The organism is Arthrobacter sp. StoSoilB19, from assembly GCF_019977275.1.
Classification (GTDB): Bacteria; Actinomycetota; Actinomycetes; order Actinomycetales; family Micrococcaceae; genus Arthrobacter.
Genome location: NZ_AP024650.1, coordinates 2,394,562 through 2,415,145, shown reverse-complemented (window position 1 = coordinate 2,415,145; position 20,584 = coordinate 2,394,562). Strand labels below are relative to the sequence as shown.

The 20,584-nt window shown below is 66.6% G+C and carries 19 protein-coding genes; 7 read left to right on the top strand and 12 right to left on the bottom strand.

The window, feature by feature from the left end; translation table 11 throughout:
* Positions 1-44: 44 nt before the first annotated feature.
* The 3 genes from LDO86_RS11045 to LDO86_RS11035 form a co-directional block, all read right to left on the bottom strand.
* On the bottom strand, positions 45-236 hold the full coding sequence (locus LDO86_RS11045) for a hypothetical protein (RefSeq protein WP_018769404.1): 192 nt from the start codon (positions 234-236) through the stop codon (positions 45-47).
* Positions 233-757, bottom strand: a complete 525-nt coding sequence (locus LDO86_RS11040) for a hypothetical protein (RefSeq protein ID WP_018769403.1) — start codon at positions 755-757, stop codon at positions 233-235. Before LDO86_RS11040 ends, LDO86_RS11045 begins: the two co-directional genes overlap by 4 nt.
* Before the next feature lie 64 nt (positions 758-821).
* The gene (locus LDO86_RS11035) at positions 822-1,769 is read right to left on the bottom strand and encodes a universal stress protein (RefSeq protein WP_018769402.1); all 948 of its coding nucleotides are present in this window, start codon (positions 1,767-1,769) and stop codon (positions 822-824) included.
* A 26-nt stretch (positions 1,770-1,795) separates the two neighbouring features.
* On the opposite strand from LDO86_RS11035, the gene LDO86_RS11030 reads away from it, so the two are divergent.
* Positions 1,796-3,253 carry a DUF5129 domain-containing protein gene (locus LDO86_RS11030; RefSeq protein WP_018769401.1) on the top strand — a complete coding sequence of 486 codons (1,458 nt, stop codon included), beginning with the start codon at positions 1,796-1,798 and terminating at the stop codon, positions 3,251-3,253.
* 33 nt (positions 3,254-3,286) lie between these two features.
* On the opposite strand, the gene LDO86_RS11025 is transcribed toward LDO86_RS11030, so the two are convergent.
* Positions 3,287-3,559, bottom strand: coding sequence for a DUF1508 domain-containing protein (locus tag LDO86_RS11025; protein ID WP_018769400.1), 273 nt, complete (start codon positions 3,557-3,559; stop codon positions 3,287-3,289).
* A 287-nt stretch (positions 3,560-3,846) separates the two neighbouring features.
* On the opposite strand from LDO86_RS11025, the gene LDO86_RS11020 reads away from it, so the two are divergent.
* The gene (locus tag LDO86_RS11020) at positions 3,847-4,233 is read left to right on the top strand and encodes a hypothetical protein (RefSeq protein WP_018769399.1); all 387 of its coding nucleotides are present in this window, start codon (positions 3,847-3,849) and stop codon (positions 4,231-4,233) included.
* A 40-nt stretch (positions 4,234-4,273) separates the two neighbouring features.
* Here the strand turns inward: LDO86_RS11020 and LDO86_RS11015 are convergent, their stop codons facing one another.
* The 3 genes from LDO86_RS11015 to LDO86_RS11005 all read right to left on the bottom strand — a co-directional run bounded on the left by LDO86_RS11015 (position 4,274) and on the right by LDO86_RS11005 (position 5,641).
* Complete coding sequence (locus tag LDO86_RS11015; protein WP_018769398.1) at positions 4,274-4,744, bottom strand: GyrI-like domain-containing protein; 471 nt, start codon at positions 4,742-4,744, stop codon at positions 4,274-4,276.
* Positions 4,745-4,808: 64 nt separating this feature from the next.
* Positions 4,809-5,171: a DUF5655 domain-containing protein gene (locus tag LDO86_RS11010; protein WP_018769397.1), complete on the bottom strand. Its 363-nt coding sequence runs from the start codon at positions 5,169-5,171 to the stop codon at positions 4,809-4,811.
* 17 nt (positions 5,172-5,188) lie between these two features.
* Complete coding sequence (locus LDO86_RS11005; RefSeq protein WP_018769396.1) at positions 5,189-5,641, bottom strand: flavodoxin domain-containing protein; 453 nt, start codon at positions 5,639-5,641, stop codon at positions 5,189-5,191.
* Between the two features lie 183 nt (positions 5,642-5,824).
* Here LDO86_RS11005 and LDO86_RS11000 point away from each other — a divergent pair, with 183 nt between their 5' ends.
* From LDO86_RS11000 to ppsA, 4 genes are all read left to right on the top strand, one after another.
* Positions 5,825-7,756, top strand: a complete 1,932-nt coding sequence (locus tag LDO86_RS11000) for a heavy metal translocating P-type ATPase (RefSeq protein WP_018769395.1) — start codon at positions 5,825-5,827, stop codon at positions 7,754-7,756.
* Between the two features lie 106 nt (positions 7,757-7,862).
* Positions 7,863-8,324 (top strand): universal stress protein, encoded by a 462-nt coding sequence (locus LDO86_RS10995; RefSeq protein ID WP_026265787.1) that lies wholly within the window; start codon positions 7,863-7,865, stop codon positions 8,322-8,324.
* Positions 8,321-10,876, top strand: coding sequence for a cation-transporting P-type ATPase (locus LDO86_RS10990; RefSeq protein ID WP_018769393.1), 2,556 nt, complete (start codon positions 8,321-8,323; stop codon positions 10,874-10,876). The genes LDO86_RS10995 and LDO86_RS10990 overlap by 4 nt, the downstream gene beginning before the upstream one ends.
* A 48-nt stretch (positions 10,877-10,924) precedes the next feature.
* Positions 10,925-13,348 carry a phosphoenolpyruvate synthase gene (gene ppsA, locus LDO86_RS10985; protein ID WP_018769392.1) on the top strand — a complete coding sequence of 808 codons (2,424 nt, stop codon included), beginning with the start codon at positions 10,925-10,927 and terminating at the stop codon, positions 13,346-13,348.
* 122 nt (positions 13,349-13,470) lie between these two features.
* Here ppsA and LDO86_RS10980 read toward each other — a convergent pair whose 3' ends face one another.
* The 4 genes from LDO86_RS10980 to LDO86_RS10965 form a co-directional block, all read right to left on the bottom strand.
* Complete coding sequence (locus tag LDO86_RS10980) at positions 13,471-13,893, bottom strand: Hsp20/alpha crystallin family protein (protein WP_018769391.1); 423 nt, start codon at positions 13,891-13,893, stop codon at positions 13,471-13,473.
* Between the two features lie 13 nt (positions 13,894-13,906).
* Positions 13,907-16,381 carry a cation-translocating P-type ATPase gene (locus LDO86_RS10975; protein WP_018769390.1) on the bottom strand — a complete coding sequence of 825 codons (2,475 nt, stop codon included), beginning with the start codon at positions 16,379-16,381 and terminating at the stop codon, positions 13,907-13,909.
* Between the two features lie 69 nt (positions 16,382-16,450).
* Positions 16,451-17,317, bottom strand: a complete 867-nt coding sequence (locus LDO86_RS10970; RefSeq protein ID WP_018769389.1) for a universal stress protein — start codon at positions 17,315-17,317, stop codon at positions 16,451-16,453.
* Between the two features lie 144 nt (positions 17,318-17,461).
* On the bottom strand, positions 17,462-17,920 hold the full coding sequence (locus LDO86_RS10965; RefSeq protein ID WP_018769388.1) for a pyridoxamine 5'-phosphate oxidase family protein: 459 nt from the start codon (positions 17,918-17,920) through the stop codon (positions 17,462-17,464).
* A 240-nt stretch (positions 17,921-18,160) separates the two neighbouring features.
* Between LDO86_RS10965 and LDO86_RS10960 the strand changes: the two genes are divergently transcribed.
* The gene (locus tag LDO86_RS10960; RefSeq protein WP_018769387.1) at positions 18,161-19,843 is read left to right on the top strand and encodes a GAF domain-containing sensor histidine kinase; all 1,683 of its coding nucleotides are present in this window, start codon (positions 18,161-18,163) and stop codon (positions 19,841-19,843) included.
* Between the two features lie 9 nt (positions 19,844-19,852).
* Here the strand turns inward: LDO86_RS10960 and LDO86_RS10955 are convergent, their stop codons facing one another.
* Entirely contained in the window at positions 19,853-20,524 is a 672-nt protein-coding gene (locus tag LDO86_RS10955) for a response regulator transcription factor (protein ID WP_051081367.1), read from the bottom strand.
* Between the last annotated feature and the right edge of the window lie 60 nt (positions 20,525-20,584).

The window sequence follows — 20,584 nt, the reverse complement described above, 5'->3', positions numbered from 1 at the left end:
AACCCAGCCATTCGCCGTCGATCCCCAAGCCCCCGCAGCGGGATTTAGATCGGTTCCTTGGCCAGCGCCTTGGTCTTGGCGGGCGTTTCCCGCCCCAGCCGTTCATCAAGCGTGACGCGCAGCCTGGCCGCGGCAACCTGGACCCGGTGCTCGGCAGGCGTGGGTTTTTTGCCCGCGGGCTTGGTACCGGTTCGGGGAGTGTGGACAAGGCGGTGTTCAGGCGATGCTGCGCTCATGGTCCAGCCTCCTTGGCACTGTCTTCATCCGTCATTCCATTCTCGCCTAAGTTGTCCGGGCCGTCCACGACGGCACTCTCCTGCCCTGGGCCGGCGTCGGCATCGTCCCCGTTCTCGTCCCCGGACACACTCTTCCAGGCGATGTCGAACAACTCGAGTTCCTCCGTGCGGGCCAGTTCGCTCCTGGCAAGGACTTCCAGCGTCGCCAGGCCCAGCGCCTTTGTCCCTGCATCCGGGTCCAACGCCCGGTCGAGCGCCCACTGGGTGCGGCGCCACCATTCCGCCCGGCTGTCCGCTTCGGTCTTTTGCCGCAGGGCGTCGGCGTCCGCTTCGCGCTTTTGGTCCAGCGCGGTCTTGTCCGCGGCAGTGCGTTGCTTAAGCGTGCGCCAGTTGATGTAGAAGGCCAGCAGGGCTGCGATAAGAACGGCCAGGGGTCCAAGCCCGGCAAGGATGACCCACCAGTCCGCCGGGCCCGAATGGACGACGACGTCCAGCGGGCCGGGGGAGGGAACAGGGGTCACCGAACCAGCTTAGGAGGAGGTACGGCCTGTGGCCCGGCCGACACTCCTGCCGCGGCCTTCTCCATCATGCGCCGCGCCGGGAAATGAGGACCGGCCCGTGCGCGTGGTGCAGTACTGCGTGGGCGGTTGATCCGATGGTCTCCCGGAGGATGCCGCGGCCCTGGGAACCCAGCACCACTATCCGGGCTTCCGAGGCGGCTTGCAGGATGGCGTGCGGGACCGAACTGTCCGTGAGTATCCTGCCGTCAACGGAGATATTGGGCGCCAGGGTTCGTGCACGGTCCACGGCGGATTCGAGAACTTCCCGGGCATCAGCCGCTGCTTCCTTCCCGTCCAGCCGCGTGTAGCCGGCGGGCTCGTGATGGACGTGGACCACCGTAAGGCGTGCGTGCCACCCGGAAGCAACGGCGCACGCGTCTTCCAGTGCCGAGGGGGAACCTGATGCATCGACGGCGGCGACGACGGGTCCGCCAGGATGGGTGTCCTCCCGGATCACGGCCACCGGGCAGGTGGCGGTGGCCGCCAGTTCCAGGCTAACGGATCCCACCAGGAGGCCAAGGAAGCCGCCCAGGCCACGGCTGCCGACTACGAGCATCCTCTTGCCGCCGGAAATTTCGGCCAAGAGCTGTGCGGGTAGTCCGTGGAGCAGGGTGCCGCGGATCTGAACCCCTGGAACTTCCGCTGCAGCATGCGAGACCCCTTCTTCCAGGACGGCCTGGGCGGACTGCTCAAGGCCGCTGCCTGACACACCTGGAACCGGACCGAGGTGCCTGGTCAGCAGCTGCCACAGGGAACAATGCACCACATGAAGCGCGCAGTTGGTGGCACGGGCGTGGCGCGCCGCCCACCGGACGGCTGCCGCGGCTCCATCCGAACCGTCATAGCCGGCCACAATCGAACCCGCATCCTGCATCACCTGGCTGCGCTCCTCATCAGACCGATCCTCGCCGGCGGGACCTTCGGCCCTTTGGCGGCCCTGCCCCTTGGTTTCATCCTGATTCCAGGAATCCATCCTGATTCTAGGAAGCGGGGAGGCATATGGGCACCCTGGTGCGCCGTATTGGGGTGATCATGCTTGTCCTGGCCGCCTCCCTGCTGGGGGTTGCGGCCCCAAGTGATGCCGTGTCCCCGTCAGTCGTCATCGTGGAGGACACAGCGGGGGTGCTTGACCGGAATACGCTGGTCCCCGCCGTCGAACGGATCCAGTTTTACGAGCCCACCCGTGTTGCTGTCTTTACCTACAACGGAAAGGCTGAGGACAACCTCAATGAAGAGGTCCTGAGGTTCGCACGCTCCAGGCACCCTGAGTGGATCAGCGCCGACGGACAGAAGTGGGCCGATGGACTGTTCATTTTCGCGCTCGACCCGGTGGGCCGCCACGTGGGCACCTATATGGGGGAGGACCGGAAAGTGTCGCTCGAGCAGCGCAGCGACATCCAGGAGGCCTCAAAGGACCTGTTCCGGGACGCGCAGTGGACCGACGGTACTGTGGCCGGCATTCGCCGTGCCGCCGAACTCATCAACCAGCCCTGGTACCGGTCCGCCGCATTCCTGATCACCGCCTGGGTCACCGGGGGACTTGCGGCCCTTGGGGCAGCGGCGTGGTTGATGGTGCGCGCGGCGACCAGGGCTGCCTGCCGCAAACAAATCGAACGGGGGGACCGGAGCTACTCCAACGTCAGCATGGACCTGGACGTCACGGAACTGAACGCCGGCACCATCCCCGAATCATCCCGCTACGGCAGCAGGGTCCTGGAGAAGCACCGCACCTTCCTGACCCGCTATGCCGCCGCCACGGAACTCTCCAACCAGGTGCACGCCCTGGCCAAACGGTCCCTCAGCAGGCGGAAAAACCTCAAGCTTGCCCGCCAGTTCGCGGACAGCGCCGCCGAGCTGGATGCCCTGGATGATGTCATCGCCGACAGCAACGCCCTGTTGAACCGTGCCGACACATGGCCTACCGCCTGGGACCGGCAGCTTGCCCCGTTCCGCAAGGACCTGGCCGGCCTTGAGCAACTCCTGGCCAAGCGCCACGGGCAGGGGGACTCGGCCACCGCCTCGGCGCTTCGTTCCTTCCGCGACGAAAGCCTGCGGAACATTGAACGCTGGACCTCGGAACTGGCAGATGGCCGGATCACGCCGGAAGAGGCGCTGGACCGGCTCTACGAGGCGCGGTCGCGGCTCTCGGAGCTGCTGGAGAACCATGCGGAAACAGTCATTCAGGGATTCGCCAGGAATGAGCGCGAGGCACGGCTGATGCGCGAGCAGATGCAGACGGCCCACGAGGGCCTGGACCACCGCAGGCGGCGGAGCTATGAGCCGAGCATCCTGGGCACGGTGTACCCGTCGTACCAGTTTTTCTCCGTGGCTACCTTCAACTCCGGCTTCAATACGGGCGTCAGCAGCGTCAATTCCGCCAGGGGCGGCGGCAGCACCACAGGGTACGGCAGCAGCGGCGGAAGCTTCTCCGGTTCGGGCAGTTCCTCGAGCTTCTGATGACCGGGGCTTTGGCCGCCGCCGTCCTCCACCCTAGGCGGCGCCCAGGGAGCCAAGCCTGTGCGGCCCGCGCCGGACCGCGTGCCGCGCGTGCGGGATGGTGCTGCGGGCAACGTTCGGCGGCGGTGAAGGTATGTCCCGGATCAGGCCGGTTCCCGCACATTCCCGTACCTCTTCGATGGCCGCGGCCGCCGCCCGTTTGTCCGCGAATTGTCCGGATACCGCCAGTACGTGTCCATCAGGCATCACAAGCCGGAACCGGATCTGTGAATCTTCATCGACAAACAGTTCGAACGTACCTGCCATAAGCCTTGCTCTCCTCTAGCGTCCCGCCTCCGTTGATGAGGCTGCATGCCGGCCGACACCGGGCGCGGCAAACCCGGATGCACAACCCCAGCGTGGTGCTTCCGGCCCAGACCACCATCTCAGAGGACCGCGGCGTGCTATTAGGGACCAAAGACCCTGATCGCCGGCTCCGGGGATGCTACCGATGGCAGGATGCCCCGAAGCTCGGTGCCGAAGGGCCCTGTCCCATTAAGCCGGGCCGCGGAAGACTGGGTAGTTCACGATGGTTGCGGTTCCCGGAGGACGACATGACGACAGATGCACCTCGACCTGGCCGCCCAGGCAAACCAGCTCCCGGATCCGCAGGTCCCGGTCCCGAGGAGCGGCTCCGGATAGAGCTGGAGGACGCCGCATCGCGCAAGTGGTGGGCGCGGATCCTGTACACGCTGGGCTCACAGTACGGGCGGACGCAACTGCAGTTTGTGGCCAGGACCGGGGACGGACGCCGGCTCTATGCCAGCGATACGTTTCCCGGTCCGCCGCTGAACCCGACACCTCCCGAAGAGGCGTGGGCTCCCGGCATGCAGGCCAGCCTCAGCCAGCTCCGCCGGGAGCTGGCCCGCGACGGGTGGTCCGAAACCAGCCGCGGCGTGCAGCCCTGGGACCTCACCTTCAGTCGCGGCCCCGGAAGATAATGCAGGACCAGGCCCCGGGGCGGCCGAAACCCTGGCGGACTCAGTCCACCGGCCAGATGACCCTGGTCTGCCACGTGGCCGGATCCGGCTGCTGCTCCGGATCGGTCAGGTAGTACTCCCACATGGTGTCGGCAGGGGCAGCGCCCTCGGCTTCCATCCGTTCGCGGATGGCATCGTACGTGCTGCCGAGGGTGTCGTAAGGGCCCGTGTGGACGGCCTCGAACGCGTCAGTATCGGGAAGCGCGCCGCGGGCCACCTCGCCTGTTCCCTGGAAGTTCCCGGCGACGGGGAACCCGGCTTCGACGTCCACCGTGGCGCCGGGAATGCCGTGGTAAAGCGCGAACGGCGGTCCTGCCGGGCTGACGCCCTGCGTTTGCACCGCGGCCATCACCGCACCGAAGGCCCGGCTGAAGAAGCTCGTCAGAGCGTCCATGGGAACCCGTTCACGGACCACGGCGACGGGTTGTTCGGTGACATGGATCTTTCGCGGCTGCTGGCCATTTTCAGTCATGCCCCCAGCCTTGCCATCCCGCGGCCAACGTGAAAGGGCCATAGGACTCTAAAGGGCATGCCAGTCAGGCCGCAGCCTCATACGCTTCGAGCAGCCAACCGCGGACCTCGGCATCGAGTTGGGAACTGTCCGTGAGCTCCAGATGGTGCATCCAGGTTCCTTTCGCCGGGTGGACGACCTGCTTGAAGCGCGGCGAGCCCAGGTTCCGCGGCAGCGCGAGGGATAGGACCAGCGGAACCGGGGAATTCACGTAGACCCCGGGCCGCCACAGGTAGGCGTAGCCCCGGCGCCGGCGGAACGAGATTTGGCTCTTTCCGACCCGGACCTCATGGGGGCCCAGCTCCGCCGCCATCCGCTCCGCTGCCTGGTAGAGCCCAAGGGCGTCCGGAGCGCCGGCGAAGAACCGCTCTACCGTCCACGGCTGCAAAGTAACAGCGTCCCCGCCTATGCAGTACCGTTGCCCGCCCCGGCCGCAAGTCCGGCGGCCCAGGCTGCCGCCCGCTCGGCCTCACCGTCGACCAGCGGGCCCTCGCTGCCTTTGACGTAGAAAGCCATGGGTCCGCCAACGATGCTGGCACCTGCCTCCGTCAGTGCCTTCGTCATCTTCCTGGCAGCGTCGCCGTGGATGAACAGCTTCACCCTCGTATCGAAGGCTGCTGCCTTCACCCCGGCCAGTCCCCGGCGCCCAAGGTCTGCCAGCGTTTCGGTGATCCGGGCAGTCGGCTTCCAGCCGTTGATGGGGCTGCCGACGACGAGCAGGTCACCCGGGTGCAGGGCGTCGGCATCAAAACCGTCAACGTGAACAGCGGCCGCGTCCCGCCCCAGGCGCGATGCCATCGCCTCGGCGATGGTCTCGGTGTTTCCATACGCGGAGTCATAGAGGACGACGGCTTTCATGGAGGCTCCCGGTCCGGATAGGCGGCATGTTGCCCCTCAACCATGCTCCCGGGGCCGCCGGCGGGGCAGGGCCAAAGGTCATGCCGCCGGCCGGGGCCTAATGCCCTAGCCGTACTGCCGGCATCAGGATAGCTTCAGTTTTATGTGTGAGGACCGCTACCGCCCATGTTGAAAGTGTCCTGAATGAGAAAGCAGGCCGTCCCGCCTGCGGCAACCGCCGGCAACGTTGAGGTCGAGGAACGCGTCGGCTCGCCCGTGCAGAAGGTGTGGGGCTTCCTCCGGCGGTATCCCGTCGTCGCGCTGACCTGCCTGGTACTCCTTGCCGCCCTGGTGCTGCTGCAGTTTGGGCTGGAACTGCAGGTCCGCGTGCTCGCCTCGGCCTACGCTGCCATCATCGTGGTGGCGCGGGCGGCCGGCATGGTCCGGTCATTGCGGGAGGGACGCTGGGGCATCGACCTGCTGGCCCTGATGGCGGTTGCAAGCACGGTGGCCGTGGGTGAGTACCTCGCGGCCCTGGTGGTGATCCTGATGCTCACCGGCGGGGAGGCACTGGAAAACTTTGCCCAGGGACGCGCCGCGCGTGAATTGCGGTCCCTGCTGGACCGGGCTCCCCGCTTTGCCCACAGGGAAAGTGCCGACACAGTCCTGGAGGACACCCCGATAGGCGAGGTGGTGCCCGGGGACGTGCTGGTGGTCCGCCCCTCCGAGCTGGTACCTGTTGACGGCGAACTCCTGTCCGATTCAGCAAGCATGGACGAATCATCGCTGACGGGGGAGAGCCTGCCGGTGGAGCGTAGCAAGGGGGAGCTGCTGCTGAGTGGTTCGGTGAACGGCGTGGCCGCCATCCGCATGCGGGCGGCGGCCACCGCGGCTGACTCCCAGTACAGCCGGATCATCGCCCTGGTGGAGGAAGCGTCCAACAGCCGTGCGCCGGTAGTCCGGCTCGCTGACCGCTACGCGGTTCCCTTTACCCTCCTCGCCCTGGCCATGGCCGGGGCCGGCTGGTTCCTGTCAGGTGAGCCGCTCCGCTTTGCCCAGGTGCTGGTGGTGGCCACCCCGTGCCCGCTCCTGATCGCAGCGCCGGTGGCATTCCTGGCTGGAACCAGCCAGGCCGCCCACAAGGGCATCATCATCAAGAACACCAGAAGCCTGGAGCAGCTTGCCAAGGCGCAGACAGCTGTGTTCGACAAGACTGGAACACTCACCTCCGGCCGCCCGGTCCTGGACGGGATCCAGGTGGCGCCGGGCCCGGGGGAAGCCCTTGGCAGCCGGAAGATCCTGCAGCTGGCGGCCTCCGCCGAGCAGTATTCCTCCCACGTGCTGGCAGCATCCGTGATCGAAGCCGCCAAGGCAGCGAACATTGAACTGCTGCAGGTGCAGCAGGCGACCGAAAACGCCACGCACGGGGTTGAAGCTGTCTGCGACGGCCAGCAGGTGGTGGTGGGAAAAGCCGCCCTGATCCGCAGTTCGGCCAGCGGATACCGGGAAGCAGCAGTCCAGAGTGGCCAGTTGGCAGTCCACGTGGCGGTCAACGGCGAGTACGCGGGTGCACTGATCATGAAGGACCCGTTGCGCCGCAACGCCGTGGACACCCTGGCGCGCCTGCACAGGCTGGGCGTGCGGAACACCATGCTGCTGACCGGTGATGCCCACGCGACGGCTGCCCACATCGCCGAGGAAGCGGGAATGAGCCACGTCCAGGCCGAATGCCTTCCGGAGGACAAGGTCAACACGGTTGCGGCCATCCTGGAACGACCCGTCCTGATGGTGGGTGACGGCGTCAACGATGCCCCGGTCCTTGCCGCCGCCGACGTTGGGATCGCGATGGGTGCCAAGGGGGCCACCGCGGCCAGCGAGTCCGCGGACGTGGTGATCATGCTCGATGACCTGTCCAAGGTGGCCCTGGCCGTGGCCATTGGAAAGCGGACCGTGGCTGTGGCCCTGGTAAGTATCTGGACTGGGATCGGGCTCAGCCTCATCCTGATGGCCATCGCCATGACGGGTTTCATTCCCGCTGTTGCCGGTGCCCTCCTGCAGGAGGTGGTTGACCTGGCCACCATCCTGAACGGACTCAGGGCATTGCGCGGAGCGGACGAGGCACGGCAACGCGGTTGATGCCGGCTTCCTTCCGCCAGGCCTGCCCGGAGCGGGAGGTGGTGTGGCCGCCGGGCATGACTTTTGGCCCTTCCCAGCGCCGCCCGCAGCCGGGATTGTGGTGTCCATGAACGCAGAAACAGGGGCCAAACCCGTCATTGTAGGTGTGGACGGATCCGAATACTCCTCCGCAGCCCTGCGCTATGCGGGCACGCTGGCAGCCCGCCTGGGCACGCGGCTGGAAGTCATTTCATGCGTCGGAATGCCGGACTACCTGGTGATGTCCCGCCTGGAAGGGGCGGACCGGCAGTTCACCGCCAGGCTTGAGGACGCCGCCGGGCGCCTGGTCGAAGATGCCCTGGGCCGGGCCTTCTCCGGGGAACGGCCCGAAAACATCGACGTGACCATCAAGTTCGGCCCCCCGGCGAAAGTGCTGGTGGAGGAGAGCCGCCGCGCGCAGATGCTGGTTGTTGGAAGGCATGGCGAAGGCGGCCTGCTTAAGTCGTCCATGGGATCGGTGAGCAAGGCATGCGCGGCCCACTCCACCTGCCCGGTGCTCCTGGTGGGCCAGGAGGCGGACGCTGTGTGAGGACTGCGGAGGGCCTGAGCTCCGAACGGGCAGCGCAACTCCTGAAGCAGGCGGGCCCCAACCAGCTCCCGGCAGAGAAACCCGTCCCGCAATGGCGAAAGCTGTGGGGGGAGATGACGCACTTCTTCGCCCTCATGCTGTGGTGCGCCGCCGCGCTGGCATTCGTTGCGGACATGCCGCAGCTGGCCGTGGCGATCATCGTCGTCGTCATTGTCAACGGGGTGTTCGCCCACATCCAGCAGGAACGCGCCCAGCATGCCGCCGCAAGGCTGCGCGGCCTGCTGCCCGCCGACGTGGTGGTGCGGCGGGACGGGACGGTGCGCAAGGTCCACGCCAGCGAGCTGGTGGTTGACGACGTGGTGCTGCTCAGTGCCGGTGACCGTGTGCCTGCAGACATGGTCCTGCTGTCAGCATCGGCCTGCGAAATGGATGAATCCATGCTGACGGGCGAAAGCGAGCCAGTGCCGAAAGCCGCAGGTGACGCGGCGTGGGGCGGTACCTTCCTGGTTAACGGCTACGGAGAGGCCGCCGTGTCCGCCACGGGAGCCAGGACCAGGCTGGCCGGAATTGCCGCCCTCACCAGCGGAGCGGTTCCTCCCCCTACGCCGCTGTCCCTGGAACTGCGGCGGATTGTCCGCGTCACTGCGGGCATGGCGCTGGGTATCGCAGCGGTCTTCTTCCTGGCGTCGCTGCTGGTGGGCTTTCAGTGGCGGGATTCCTTCCTGTTCTCGATCGGCGTGGCCGTGGCCCTGGTCCCGGAAGGGCTCCTGCCCACTGTCACGCTGTCCCTGGCCATGGGTGCCCAGCGCATGGCGTCCCGCAACGGCCTGGTCCGCAACCTCGAAGCCGTGGAAACCCTGGGCTCAACCACCTTCATCTGCACCGACAAAACCGGGACCCTGACGCAGAACCGAATGAACGCCGTCGAGGTCTTCACCCTGGAAGGGGCCGTCCATGTGACGGGCCAGGGGTATGACCCGGACGCGCACATCGAGGGCCGGGGAACGGCCAGGGCGGCCCAGGCGGCGCTCGCCGCCCGCACCGCTTCACAGGGCAGGGCCGAGCTGCACGATGGACAGTGGCGTGCACAGGGTGACCCGATGGAAGCTGCCGTGGACGTGCTGGCCCGCCGGCTGACAGGCGCCGGGTCCGGGCCCGCGGCATCGCGCCGGCTGCCGTTCGATCCGGTGCGGCGCAGGGAGTCTGCCCTTGTGGGGCCCGAGCTGTTTTGCAAGGGTGCCCCCGAAACCGTGCTCCCACTGTGTGAATCCGTGCCGGGTCAGGTCAAGGAACAGGTAGAGGTGATGGCAACGCGTGGCCTGCGCGTCATTGCGGTGGCACGGCGGCGTCTCGCGGGAGCACCCGAAACCTGGCAGACCAGCCCTGCCGCAGAACTTGAAACGGACATGGAACTCCTGGGCCTGATCGGACTGCAGGATCCGCCCCGGCCGGATGTGGGCAACGTCATCCGAACGGCGCGGCAGGCGGGCCTGAAGGTCGCCATGATCACCGGCGACCACCCTGCCACGGCGGCAGCGATCGCCCGGCAGATCGGCCTTGCCGGAACGCCTGAATACGTGTTGGAAGGCGCAGACCTTCCGGCGGACGAGCAAATACTCGGCGCACTCCTGGACCGTGACGGAGTGGTGGTCAGCAGGGTCTCGCCCGAACAGAAGCTCCGCGTGGCCAAGGCGCTGCAGGCCCGTGGGCATGTGGTGGCCATGACCGGCGACGGCGTCAACGATGGCCCGGCCCTTCGCGAAGCCGACATCGGCGTGGCCATGGGGCGGAGCGGAACTGACGTGGCGCGGGAGGCCGCGGATTTGGTCCTCCTGGACGACCATTTCGCCACCATCGTGGCAGCCATCGAACAAGGAAGGGCAACCTACGCCAACATCCACCGGTTCCTCACCTACCATCTCACCGACAACGTGGCGGAGCTGACTCCCTTTGTCATCTGGGCGCTCTCCGGCGGCCACTTCCCGCTTGCCCTCGGTGTCCTTCAAATCCTTGCCCTGGACATTGGCACCGACCTGCTGCCCGCGCTGGCCCTTGGCGCCGAACCGCCCGGCCGGCGTGTTTTGGCGCGTCCGCCCGAACGCCGGCACCTGATGGACCGGCAACTGATCATCCGTGTCTTCTGCATCCTGGGTCCCACGGAGGCCGCCATGGAAATGGCCGTCTTCTCCGTTGTCCTCGCTGCCGGCGGGTGGATCCGGGGGCAGGTTCCCCAGCCCGGGCTCCTCATGGCTGCCTCCGGCGCCGCCTTTACCGCCGTGGTCCTGGGACAGCTGGCCAACGCCTTTGCCTGCCGGAGCGCCACCGTGCCGCCCTGGAAGCTGGGATGGGGTACCAACCGGCTTCTGGTATGGGCAGTTCTTGCGGAACTGGCCATCCTTGCGGTGTGCCTGTTCCTGCCCTACCTTGCAACGCTGTTGGGCCAGGCCCCGCCGCCTCCCCTGGGCTTCCTCCTGGCACTTCTCGCGGCCCCCGCTGTCCTTCTTGCAGACTGGATCCACAAAGCGGCCCGGGCGCGCCTGCGGCGGAGCTAGGACCAAAGACTCTGCCTGCCCCGGCGCCACCAAGGCCAGAATCGAGCCATGACCGCCGCTGCAGAAACGTCCCTGGCCGATGTCAGCGTCAAATGGCTTGAAGAAACCGGGATCGCGGACATCCCCTCCGTAGGGGGAAAGAACGCCTCCTTGGGGGAGTTGAGCCGTGCGCTGCAGCCGGCAGGAGTCCGGGTTCCGGAAGGGTTCGCCACCACGGCCACCGCCTACCGCGCTTTCCTTGCTGCCAACAGCCTGGAGCCCCGGATCAGGAAGCACATGGAGGACCACCGCGCCGGGGCAGCAACACTTCGGCAGGCCGGGGCGGCGATCCGCGAACTGTTCCTGCAGGCCACCTTCCCGGCGGACATCACTGCCGACATCCAGGAGCACTACCGGGCCCTCTGCCAGCGCACCGGGCAAGACCAAGTGGCCGTTGCGGTCCGCAGCAGTGCCACGGCCGAGGACCTCCCGGACGCCAGTTTCGCCGGCCAGCAGGAAACCTTCCTGAACGTGGCCGGGGAGCGCGCGGTCCTGGAGGCGTGCCGGCGCTGCTACGCCTCCCTGTTCACGGACCGTGCCATCAGCTACCGCGAAATGAAGGGTTACGACCACCTCGACGTTGCCCTGTCCGTTGGAGTGCAGCGCATGGTCCGCTCGGACCTTGGCGCATCAGGGGTGATGTTTTCGATCGACACGGAGTCCGGCTTTCCCGGCGTGGTGGTCATCAGCGCCGCCTGGGGGCTGGGGGAGACGGTGGTCCAGGGCACCATCAACCCGGACAAGTACCAGGTGTTCAAGCCGCTCCTTGCAGACCGGCGCTTCAGCCCCGTGATCGAGCGGCAAGTCGGTGCCAAGGAACGCAAAATGGTGTACAGCCGCGGTGGCGATGCCAGGACCATGATGGTGGAGACGACCGGGCGGGAGCAGAGCTCACGGGTACTGGATGACCGCGAGATTGTCCTGTTGGCCCGCTGGGCCGTCGCGGTGGAGGAACATTACGGCCGGCCCATGGATATGGAGTGGGCCAAGGACGGGGTCACCGGCGAACTCTTCATGGTGCAGGCACGGCCGGAGACCGTCCAGGCCCGCCGGAGCACATCAACTTTCCGGACCTACCACCTTGCAGGGCCCGGGAAGGTCCTGGTCACCGGCGCCGCCATCGGAGATTCGGTCGCGCGCGGCCAGGCGTGCGTGGTGCGGGATGCCAAGGACATCGAATCATTCGTGGACGGCTCCGTGCTGGTCACCCGGATGACGGACCCGGACTGGGTTCCCGTCATGAAGCGGGCCGCGGGCATCATCACGGACCACGGCGGCACAACCAGCCACGCCGCCATTGTCAGCCGCGAACTGGGCGTGCCCGCAGTGGTGGGAACGCGCAACGCCACAGAGGTCCTTCCCGACGGCGGCCAGGTCACCCTGTCCTGCGCGGAAGGCGAAGAGGGCCGCGTCTACGAAGGGCTGCTGGAGTTCTCCGTGGAGGACGTGGACATGCACGCCCTCCCGGCCACCCGCACGGACGTGATGATCAACATCGCCAGCCCGGCCGCCGCGTTCAAGTGGTGGCGGCTGCCTGCGGACGGCGTAGGCCTGGCCCGGATGGAGTTCATCATCAACAACCTGATCCGCATCCACCCCATGGCCCTGGTCCATCCGGAACGGGTGTCAGACCCCCAGGAGGCCGCGCTCATCCGGCAGCTCACCAGCGGCTACCAGGACCCGCAGGAGTACTTCATCGACGTGCTGGCCACGGGGATCGCCAAGATCGCCGCCCCCTTCCATCCCAAACCGGTGATCGTCCGGTTGAGCGACTTCAAGAGCAACGAGTACAGCCACCTGATCGGCGGCAGCGCTTTCGAACGTCCCGAGGAAAACCCCATGCTGGGGTTCCGCGGCGCCTCCCGCTACTACAGCAACGCCTACCGGGAAGGATTCGCGCTGGAGTGCAAGGCCCTCAAACGCGTCCGGGAGCAGGCCGGGTTCGGCAACGTGATTGTCATGGTCCCCTTCTGCCGCACCGTGCGGGAAGCGGACCAGGTCATCCAGGCCATGGAAGAGCACGGGCTGGTCCGCGGCGCCGAAGGGCTCCAGCTCTACATGATGTGTGAGATCCCATCCAACGTGGTCCTGGCAGAGGAATTCGCCAAGCGTTTTGACGGTTTTTCCATCGGTTCCAACGACCTCACCCAGCTGGTCCTGGGGGTGGACCGCGATTCGGAGGAACTAGCCGGGTTGTTCGATGAGCGGGATCCGGCAGTAATGTCCATGATTGCCCAGGCGATCAGCAAGGCCCATGCCGCCGGCATCAAGATCGGCATCTGTGGACAAGGGCCCAGCAACCATCCGGACCTTGCGGAGTTCCTGGTCAGCCAGGGGATCGATTCGGTGTCCCTGAACCCGGACACGTACGTGCGGACGCTTCCGGTTATTGCGGCAGCAGAGGCGCGGGCTGCCAACGAACAAGCCGTCTGACCCGCTGCCCAAGGCATACTGCGTGTCCCCGCGTACTGCCCTGGCGGCCACAGGAAAGTGCCTGGCACCCCAGGGGACAGTCTCCCCGGAAGCCAGGCACCGTCGTCGTACCGTGACTCTGCTCAGCCCCTGGTAATGGGGATCTTGGACGCCCCGGTTGCCTGCACCTGCTCCGGCATGGGAGCCCGCACTTCAAGGACCCCGTCCTTGTATGCAGCCGTTACGTCGTCTTGTTTCACCCCGGTGGGGAGGGGGATCCGCCGGACGAAGGAACCGTAGCGGAACTCGGACCGGTAGCTGTCCTTCTCCTTGTGTTCCTTCTTTTCCTGCCGTTCTCCCTTGATGGTCAGGACACCGTCCGTAACCGTCACGTCCACGTCCTTCTCCGGATCGATTCCGGGCAGCTCTGCCCGCACCACCAGCGTGTTGCCGTCCACCATCTCTTCGACCCTGATGGCGGAGGACCCCAGGTCACCCTCGAAAAGCCGTTCGATGACATCGATGGGGGAGCGGCGGTTATCAAACCATTTCATCAGGTCAGTCATTCTTGCCTCCTGCTCATGTGGAAGCCGGACCATCGCGTTGCCCGGCACTTCCACCATCCCCTTTCGATGAATCCGGCTCCAGAGGCAAAGGTCCCAGCCCCGTTCGGCCGTGACCCGCCGGTGGCCGGCGGGTCAGGCGGCCAACCAGTTCGATGGCCAGGCACCCTGCCAGGGCAACTGCAACCGAGACGGCCAGCAGTCCGGCGGGCGGCCACTCAACCCGGAAGAAGTCCTGCGTTAAGGGAACGCTGAACAACAGGACCAGCCCCGCGTACATCCCGGCAAGGATCAACACCTTGATCCGGTTGAGGGGGCGTGATGCCATCACCAGGATCCACGCGGCCACCAGACCGAGTGTCACCGTTGCCGCGGACTGGGCGGACTCAAGGCTGTGGCCGCCCCACAACTGCCCGTACGCGCTGACCGCCAGGACACACAGGGCCGTGCAGATGCCTGCCGGGACCGCGAAGGCCAGGGCACGCCTCAGGAACCCGGGGGCATAACGCTGGCCGCCGGGCTGCAGGGCAAGGAAGAACGCCGGCAGGCCGATGGTCAGTCCGTCCAGTGCGGACAGCTGCCGGGGCAGGAACGGGAAGGCCAGCAACAGGACGCCGGTCACCACGGAGATGACCGTGGCGTAGACAGTCTTGCTCAGGAAGACCAGGGAGACGCGCTCAATGTTGCTGATGGCCCGGCGCCCCTCGTCCACCACCGCCGGCAGCCGTTCAAAGCGCCCGTCCAGGAGGACCATGCGGGCCACGGCCTTGGTCGCGGGGGAGGCCGAGTCCATGGCGATCCCCAGATCCGCATCCTTAAGTGCCAGGACGTCGTTCACCCCGTCCCCGGTCATTGCCACCGTGTGCCCCCGCCGCTTCAGGGCCTGGATCAGGTCCCGTTTCTGGGATGGGGTCACACTTCCAAAGAGGCTTTGCGACTCCACCGTTTCCTCCAGCAGCAGCGGATCCCGGGGAAGCGTGCGTGCGTCATAGGCAACCCCGGTTCCAAAACCCACCCCGCGCGCAAGCGCTGCCACGGTCCGGGGATCGTCACCGGAAATGATCTTGACGGTCACCCCCTGCCGGCGGAAGTAGTCGAGGGTGGAGGCGGCGTCCCGGCGGATGCTCTCCCGGAAGGTCAGCAGCATGACCGGCACCAGCCCGGACGGCAGGCCTGCCTCTTGGGGGCCCGGCGGCAGCGGCGCCGGGAGGTGCGCCAGAACCAGGGTCCGCAGGCCGGTGGAAGCGAGGGCCGCCGCCCTGGCGTGCGCATCAGCAGAGTCAGCGGACCCGAGGACCGTATCCGGCGCTCCCAGGATCCACGTCCCGGAGGCGGCGGAGCCCGGCGCGAACGTCACCGAACTCCACTTCCGGGCGGAGGAGAACGGGACGGAATCCTGCTCCTGCAGCGGAACCCGCACGGGAAAGGCCGCGCCGATGGCTGCAGCGGTGCTGCTGGCCTCAGCATTGGCACCAAACCATTCCACCGCCGGCCGCCACCCGGACGCAGGAACTGTTCCGGCCTCATGGACGGCGTCAAACACCACGGAGCCGGAGGACAGGGTGCCGGTTTTATCCAGGCAGAGGACATCCACCCGTGCCAATACCTCCACGGCGGCGAGTTCCTGGACCAGGACCTTCTGGCGAGCGAGCCGGAGGCCGCCCACGGCAAAGGCCACGCTTGTCATCAGGAGCAGGCCCAGGGGGATCATGGCCATGATCCCGGCAACAGCTCCCACGACGGCAGGTATCCACCGCCCCGATCCCATGGCTCCAGCCCATCCGCCCTGGTCCTGCATCTGCGCATTCGTGAGCAGCAGTGCGGTGGGCAGTAACAGCCAGGTGATGACGGTAAAGACTTTCTCCAGGCCCCTGCGGATCTCTGACCTGACAAGGGAGAACCGCCGTGCCTCGGCTGCCAGCCGGTAAGCGAAGGTGTCGGGTCCCACGCGGAGCACTCTGGCCCGGCCGCTGCCGGCGAGGATCAGCGAGCCGGACAGCAGCACGGCACCGCCGGCTTTGGGAACGGGTTCCGACTCGCCCGTCAGCAGGGATTCGTCCACCTCAAGCGGTGCCCCGCCAAGAAGCTCCAGGTCTGCCGTTACCTGGTCCCCGGCGTTGAGCACCACCAGGTCGTCAGGGACCAGTTCGTCCGAGGAGACGACTTCCCTGGCCCCGTTCCTGACCACCGTGTTCCGGGCGGCCTGCAGAATGGCAAGCTGGTCAAGGGAACGCTTTGCCCGGTACTCCTGGATGATCCCGATCAGCGAATTGCTGATGGCGGACAAGCCGAACAGCGCATCACGCCACTGGCCAAGGACCAGCAGGAGGATGAAGCAGCCTCCCACCACGCCGTTGAACAGGGTGAACACGTTCGCCTGGACAATCTCCCAGGCGCTCCTGCTGGTTGCCGTTGGCACGCTGTTGACACGGCCGGCGGCAGTGCGCTCCCGCACTTCTGCGGTGGAGAGTCCGTCCCGGGGATGGCTCACGTCCAGTCCCGGGACCGGTCTCCCGTTGTCCCCGGCGATTGTCATGATGTGGCCAGGCAGCTGACCCGGTCAGTCGGCGTGCTGCTGCTTGTGCACCCGGGTGATCACGGTGGGGCACGGCGGCTGCGACAGCACTGCGTGTGCCGTGGATCCCAGGACGAACCTTTCGAAGCCGCCCTTTCCGCGGCTGCCCAGGACCAGCAGCCGGGCGCCGGATGCAGCACGGATCAGGGCGTCCGCCGGCTCAAGAACGGTCTCCATCCTGGTGTTGACCACGAGGTCCGGATAGTCCTGCCGGAGGCCCGCCTCAGTTTCGGCGAGCACGATCTGTTCCTCCTCGACGACGTGGGTGGCGAAACTGCTCTGCGGCAGCCCTGCCGCAATCCAGCGGTTGGGGCCGGTGAAGGCATATAGGACGGTCAGCTCCTCGCCCAGTGCGTCAGCCTCCGCGGCCGCAAAAGCCACTGCCTGTGTTGCTTCACGCGAGCCATCCACGCCCACCACGATGCCGCGGCCTGCCTCCTGGGCATCACCGATGACGGCCACCGGGCACTCCGCGGTGGCGGTGGCCTGGAGGGCCCGGTCCGTCAGGGCGCCGCGCGTGTGGCCGCTGGTGCCCAGGACGAGCATGGAGGCATTCCTGGAATAGTCGCCCAGGGCTGCCCCGATGCCTCCTTCGAGCAGTTGGAGGGTTACCTGCAGTCCGGGTTCGGCTGCGGTGGCTTTTTCACCGGCCTCCTTCAACAGCGCCAGCCCCGATTCACGCAGGACTTCAAGGTAGGGGAGCACTTCGGCGGCCATCCAGCGGTCGTCCACCACATTTACGACGGCGAGGGGGCACTTTAGCCTGTTGGCCCGGGCAGCTGCCCACAACAGGGCGGCGTTGGAGGCCGAAGTATTAGTGATGCCGACGGCGATTGGCTTGGCAGTTGCCATGGGGGACCATCCTTAGGGGGTGCTGGAGAAGGGGTGTGGTGCGGGCGTGGAGCGGAGCCGGATGACGTTGCCCTGACCGGCGTGCCTGATCCGCGTTGGCCTGATCAGCGTTGGCCAGTCGGCGCTGGGCTAGTGGGCGCTGGGTCAGTCGGCGCTGGGCTCCCGGGCCGGCCACCAATGGGTCGGCGCCGCGATGACGAACCTCCGGCCGCTGATATCCTGCGGCGTGATCCGGATCAGGACATTTTTTTGGCCGGGTTGCCAGGGGGACAAGCCCGCCTCCATGGCGTCCTGGACTTCCTCCGCATCGGTTACAACTTTGGCGTGCCCCTTGATGATGACGCTCCAGGCGATGGTGCCGTACTGGTTCATTCCGTCCGCCTCGACGGCTACCACTTTCCGGTCGGCAAGGGAGGCGAGCTTTGTTCCCTGGCCGGTACGAATGAGCAGTGTGCCGTTGGTGGGGACAAAATTCACCGGATAGTTTTCCACTGCGTCCCCCTCGGAGAAGGCGATCCTGCAGAGGGAAGTTGAACGAAGGTATCGCCAGCAATCGTGGACGCCGAGTTCCTTGATGTCAGGTTCTGTGGCTGCGGTATTCATGGCCGTAGCCTAGGACCGGCAAACCTCCCGGGGATAGGGAAGAAGGTCCCGCGCCAGCAAAGGCACCCATCCGGGACGGTCGGAGGTAATTTTCGCCTGGGCCTCCTAGAATTGTGCCGGTAGCGTCTTCATGCCCAAGTGAAGGCGGACTTGCGGCCCGGGGCAGGCATTTCCGTTCCGGACCCCCGGACCGCGCCAAGGACCCGCAGCGTGGCAGGTTCTTGCCGCAGGAGGTGGAACGTGAGCACTGAGAAGCCCTGGCGTCCGCCGACTAGGGACACCGTTGAAGACCTGCTGCGGGACTTTTCCGCCCGGGGCGACGAACAGCTGGATACCCAGGAACGCATCAACGCCCTGCTGGCGGCGGTGGTGGCCCTCGCCGAGGATCTGAGCCTTGAGGCCGTGCTTGACCGCCTGGTCCGTTCGGCCTGCGCCCTGGTCGGCGCACGGTACGGCGCTATGGGCGTCATTGGCGAAGACCGCACCCTGAGCCACTTCATCACGGTGGGTATTGATGAAGACGGAATCCGCTCCATTGGCGACCTGCCGACGGGGCACGGCGTACTTGGCCTGCTCATCCGCGAACCAAAGCCCTTGCGGCTCCATGACCTTGGCCGGCATCCCATTGCGTCCGGCTTCCCGCCGAACCACCCGCCCATGAAGACATTCCTTGGCGTGCCCGTCCGCGTCCGTGACGAGGTGTTCGGTAACCTCTACCTGACGGAAAAGCAAGGTGGCGAGGATTTCACCTCCGACGATGAGGACCTTGCCGTTGCCCTGGCGGCGGCGGCCGGCGTCGCGATCCAGAACGCGCGCCTCTTTGAAGACAGCGGGCGCCGGCAGAAGTGGCTGGAAGCAGGCATGGAGCTCAGCAGCAGATTGATCATGGCGTCCAGCCCCGGGGACGCGGATAACCTGGACGTCGTTGCCGACGCCGCTTTAAAGGTATCGGATGCGGCACTTGCAGTGGTGGCCGTGCCGGCGGGTGGAGGCGTGCTTCGATGCCGGTCCTGCCTTGGTGTGCAGGGTCTCCAGGCAGGCCAGGAATGGAGGGTCTCCCACTCCGTGTGGGACGTGATCGAGGGCGGCGGCTCCTTTGTGGCCAAGGACCCGCGGCAGGTCTTTGAGGCCGGAATGGCCGGGAAACTCGGATCCGTACTCGTGTGTTCCCTGGGGCATGGCAGCAGCGACAACGGCGTTCTCCTGCTGGCCCGCGCACACGCAACTGCCGCCTTCAACCAGGCGGACGCAGAGTCGGGTGCCATTTTCGGGAGCCGGATCGGGCTGGCGCTCGACCTGGCGCGCGTGAACGCACTGCGCGAACAAAACCTGCTGTTCACTGACCGGGAACGGATCGCGCGGGACCTGCACGACCTCGTCATCCAGCGCCTGTTTGCCGCAGGCCTGAGCATCCAAAGCCTGCGCCGCTACACCGTGGACCCGGTGGCGCACGAGCGCATCGCCGCCGTCACCACGGAACTCGATGAAACAATCCGCAAGCTGCGGGACACCATCTACTCGCTCCGGACGGCGGATGAGGAACGCGAACCGCTGACGGGCCGGATCCTGCGGGTGGTCCGGGAAAACTCGCGCAGCTACGCCCTGACCCCCAAGGTGGCCCTGGACGGCCCCGTGGACTCGATCCGGGAGGATGTGGCCGTCCATCTGCTGTCCGTGCTGTCGGAAGGACTCAGTAACGCGCTGCGGCATTCCGGCGCGGACGACGTGGAGGTCACGGTTGCGGTGGGCAAGGACCAGGTCCAGCTTCTCATCCGCGACAATGGCCGGGGCTTCGCCGACCCTGCCCGGGTGAGCGGCCTGGCGAACATGCGCCACCGGGCTGAGTTGTTGCAGGGCAGTTGCATCATTGAGAGCGGGCCAGGCAAGGGCACATCCGTGACATGGACCGCCCGGCTCACCTGACCTGCCGGCTCAGGCAGTGTCCGTGGAGCTCTTGGTGACGTAGACAGCGGCCTGCGTCCGGCGCTCGAAGCCCAGTTTTGCCAGGATCGATGAAACATAGTTCTTGACGGTTTTCTCGGCCAGGAACAGTTCGTCGCCGATTTGCCTGTTGGTCAGGCCCTGCCCGATCAGGGCCAGGACCTTCTTCTCCTGTGCGCTGAGGCCCTCCAGGCGGGGATCGGTGTGTGCAGTGGACAGTCCGGTAATGATCTGCTGCTCAACTCCCGGATCGAAGAGGGACTCGCCCGCAGCCGCCTTCCGGATTCCGGCCAGGAGGTCATCGCTCCTGATCTGTTTCAGGATGTATCCGGAGGCACCGGCCAGGACAGCGCCTCGAAGGGCCTGCTCGTCGTCGTAGCTGGTGAGTATCAGGCAGCGCAGGCGGGGGTCCAGGGAACGCACGTCCCGGCAGACCTCGATTCCCGTGCCGTCGGGAAGCCTTCCGTCGAGGATGGCGATGTCGGGGTGCAGTGCGGGTATGCGGCGCGTGGCCTCGGCAGCCGAGCCGCTTTCGCCCACCACAAGGAACCCTTCGCCCTCCAGCAGGTCCTTCAACCCCTGCCGGACAAGTTCGTGGTCATCAAGGATGAACACCCGGACCTGCCCGGGAGATCCTGCCGCCTCAGACCCAGCTTCATGCATCTGCACTGATCGCTCCCAAATCTCCAGGACCAAATCCCGCATTCGTGCGGGGGCGGCCCC

Excerpts from the sequence above, each read along its gene's own strand:
- LDO86_RS11045 (WP_018769404.1), bottom strand. The coding sequence starts at position 236 with ATGAGCGCAGCATCGCCTGAACACCGCCTTGTCCACACTCCCCGAACC.
- LDO86_RS11035 (WP_018769402.1), bottom strand. The coding sequence starts at position 1,769 with ATGGATTCCTGGAATCAGGATGAAACCAAGGGGCAGGGCCGCCAAAGG.
- LDO86_RS11030 (WP_018769401.1), top strand. The coding sequence starts at position 1,796 with ATGGGCACCCTGGTGCGCCGTATTGGGGTGATCATGCTTGTCCTGGCC.
- LDO86_RS11025 (WP_018769400.1), bottom strand. The coding sequence starts at position 3,559 with ATGGCAGGTACGTTCGAACTGTTTGTCGATGAAGATTCACAGATCCGG.
- LDO86_RS11020 (WP_018769399.1), top strand. The coding sequence starts at position 3,847 with ATGACGACAGATGCACCTCGACCTGGCCGCCCAGGCAAACCAGCTCCC.
- LDO86_RS11015 (WP_018769398.1), bottom strand. The coding sequence starts at position 4,744 with ATGACTGAAAATGGCCAGCAGCCGCGAAAGATCCATGTCACCGAACAA.
- LDO86_RS11005 (WP_018769396.1), bottom strand. The coding sequence starts at position 5,641 with ATGAAAGCCGTCGTCCTCTATGACTCCGCGTATGGAAACACCGAGACC.
- LDO86_RS11000 (WP_018769395.1), top strand. The coding sequence starts at position 5,825 with ATGAGAAAGCAGGCCGTCCCGCCTGCGGCAACCGCCGGCAACGTTGAG.
- LDO86_RS10995 (WP_026265787.1), top strand. The coding sequence starts at position 7,863 with ATGAACGCAGAAACAGGGGCCAAACCCGTCATTGTAGGTGTGGACGGA.
- ppsA (WP_018769392.1), top strand. The coding sequence starts at position 10,925 with ATGACCGCCGCTGCAGAAACGTCCCTGGCCGATGTCAGCGTCAAATGG.
- LDO86_RS10980 (WP_018769391.1), bottom strand. The coding sequence starts at position 13,893 with ATGACTGACCTGATGAAATGGTTTGATAACCGCCGCTCCCCCATCGAT.
- LDO86_RS10970 (WP_018769389.1), bottom strand. The coding sequence starts at position 17,317 with ATGGCAACTGCCAAGCCAATCGCCGTCGGCATCACTAATACTTCGGCC.
- LDO86_RS10965 (WP_018769388.1), bottom strand. The coding sequence starts at position 17,920 with ATGAATACCGCAGCCACAGAACCTGACATCAAGGAACTCGGCGTCCAC.
- LDO86_RS10955 (WP_051081367.1), bottom strand. The coding sequence starts at position 20,524 with ATGCATGAAGCTGGGTCTGAGGCGGCAGGATCTCCCGGGCAGGTCCGG.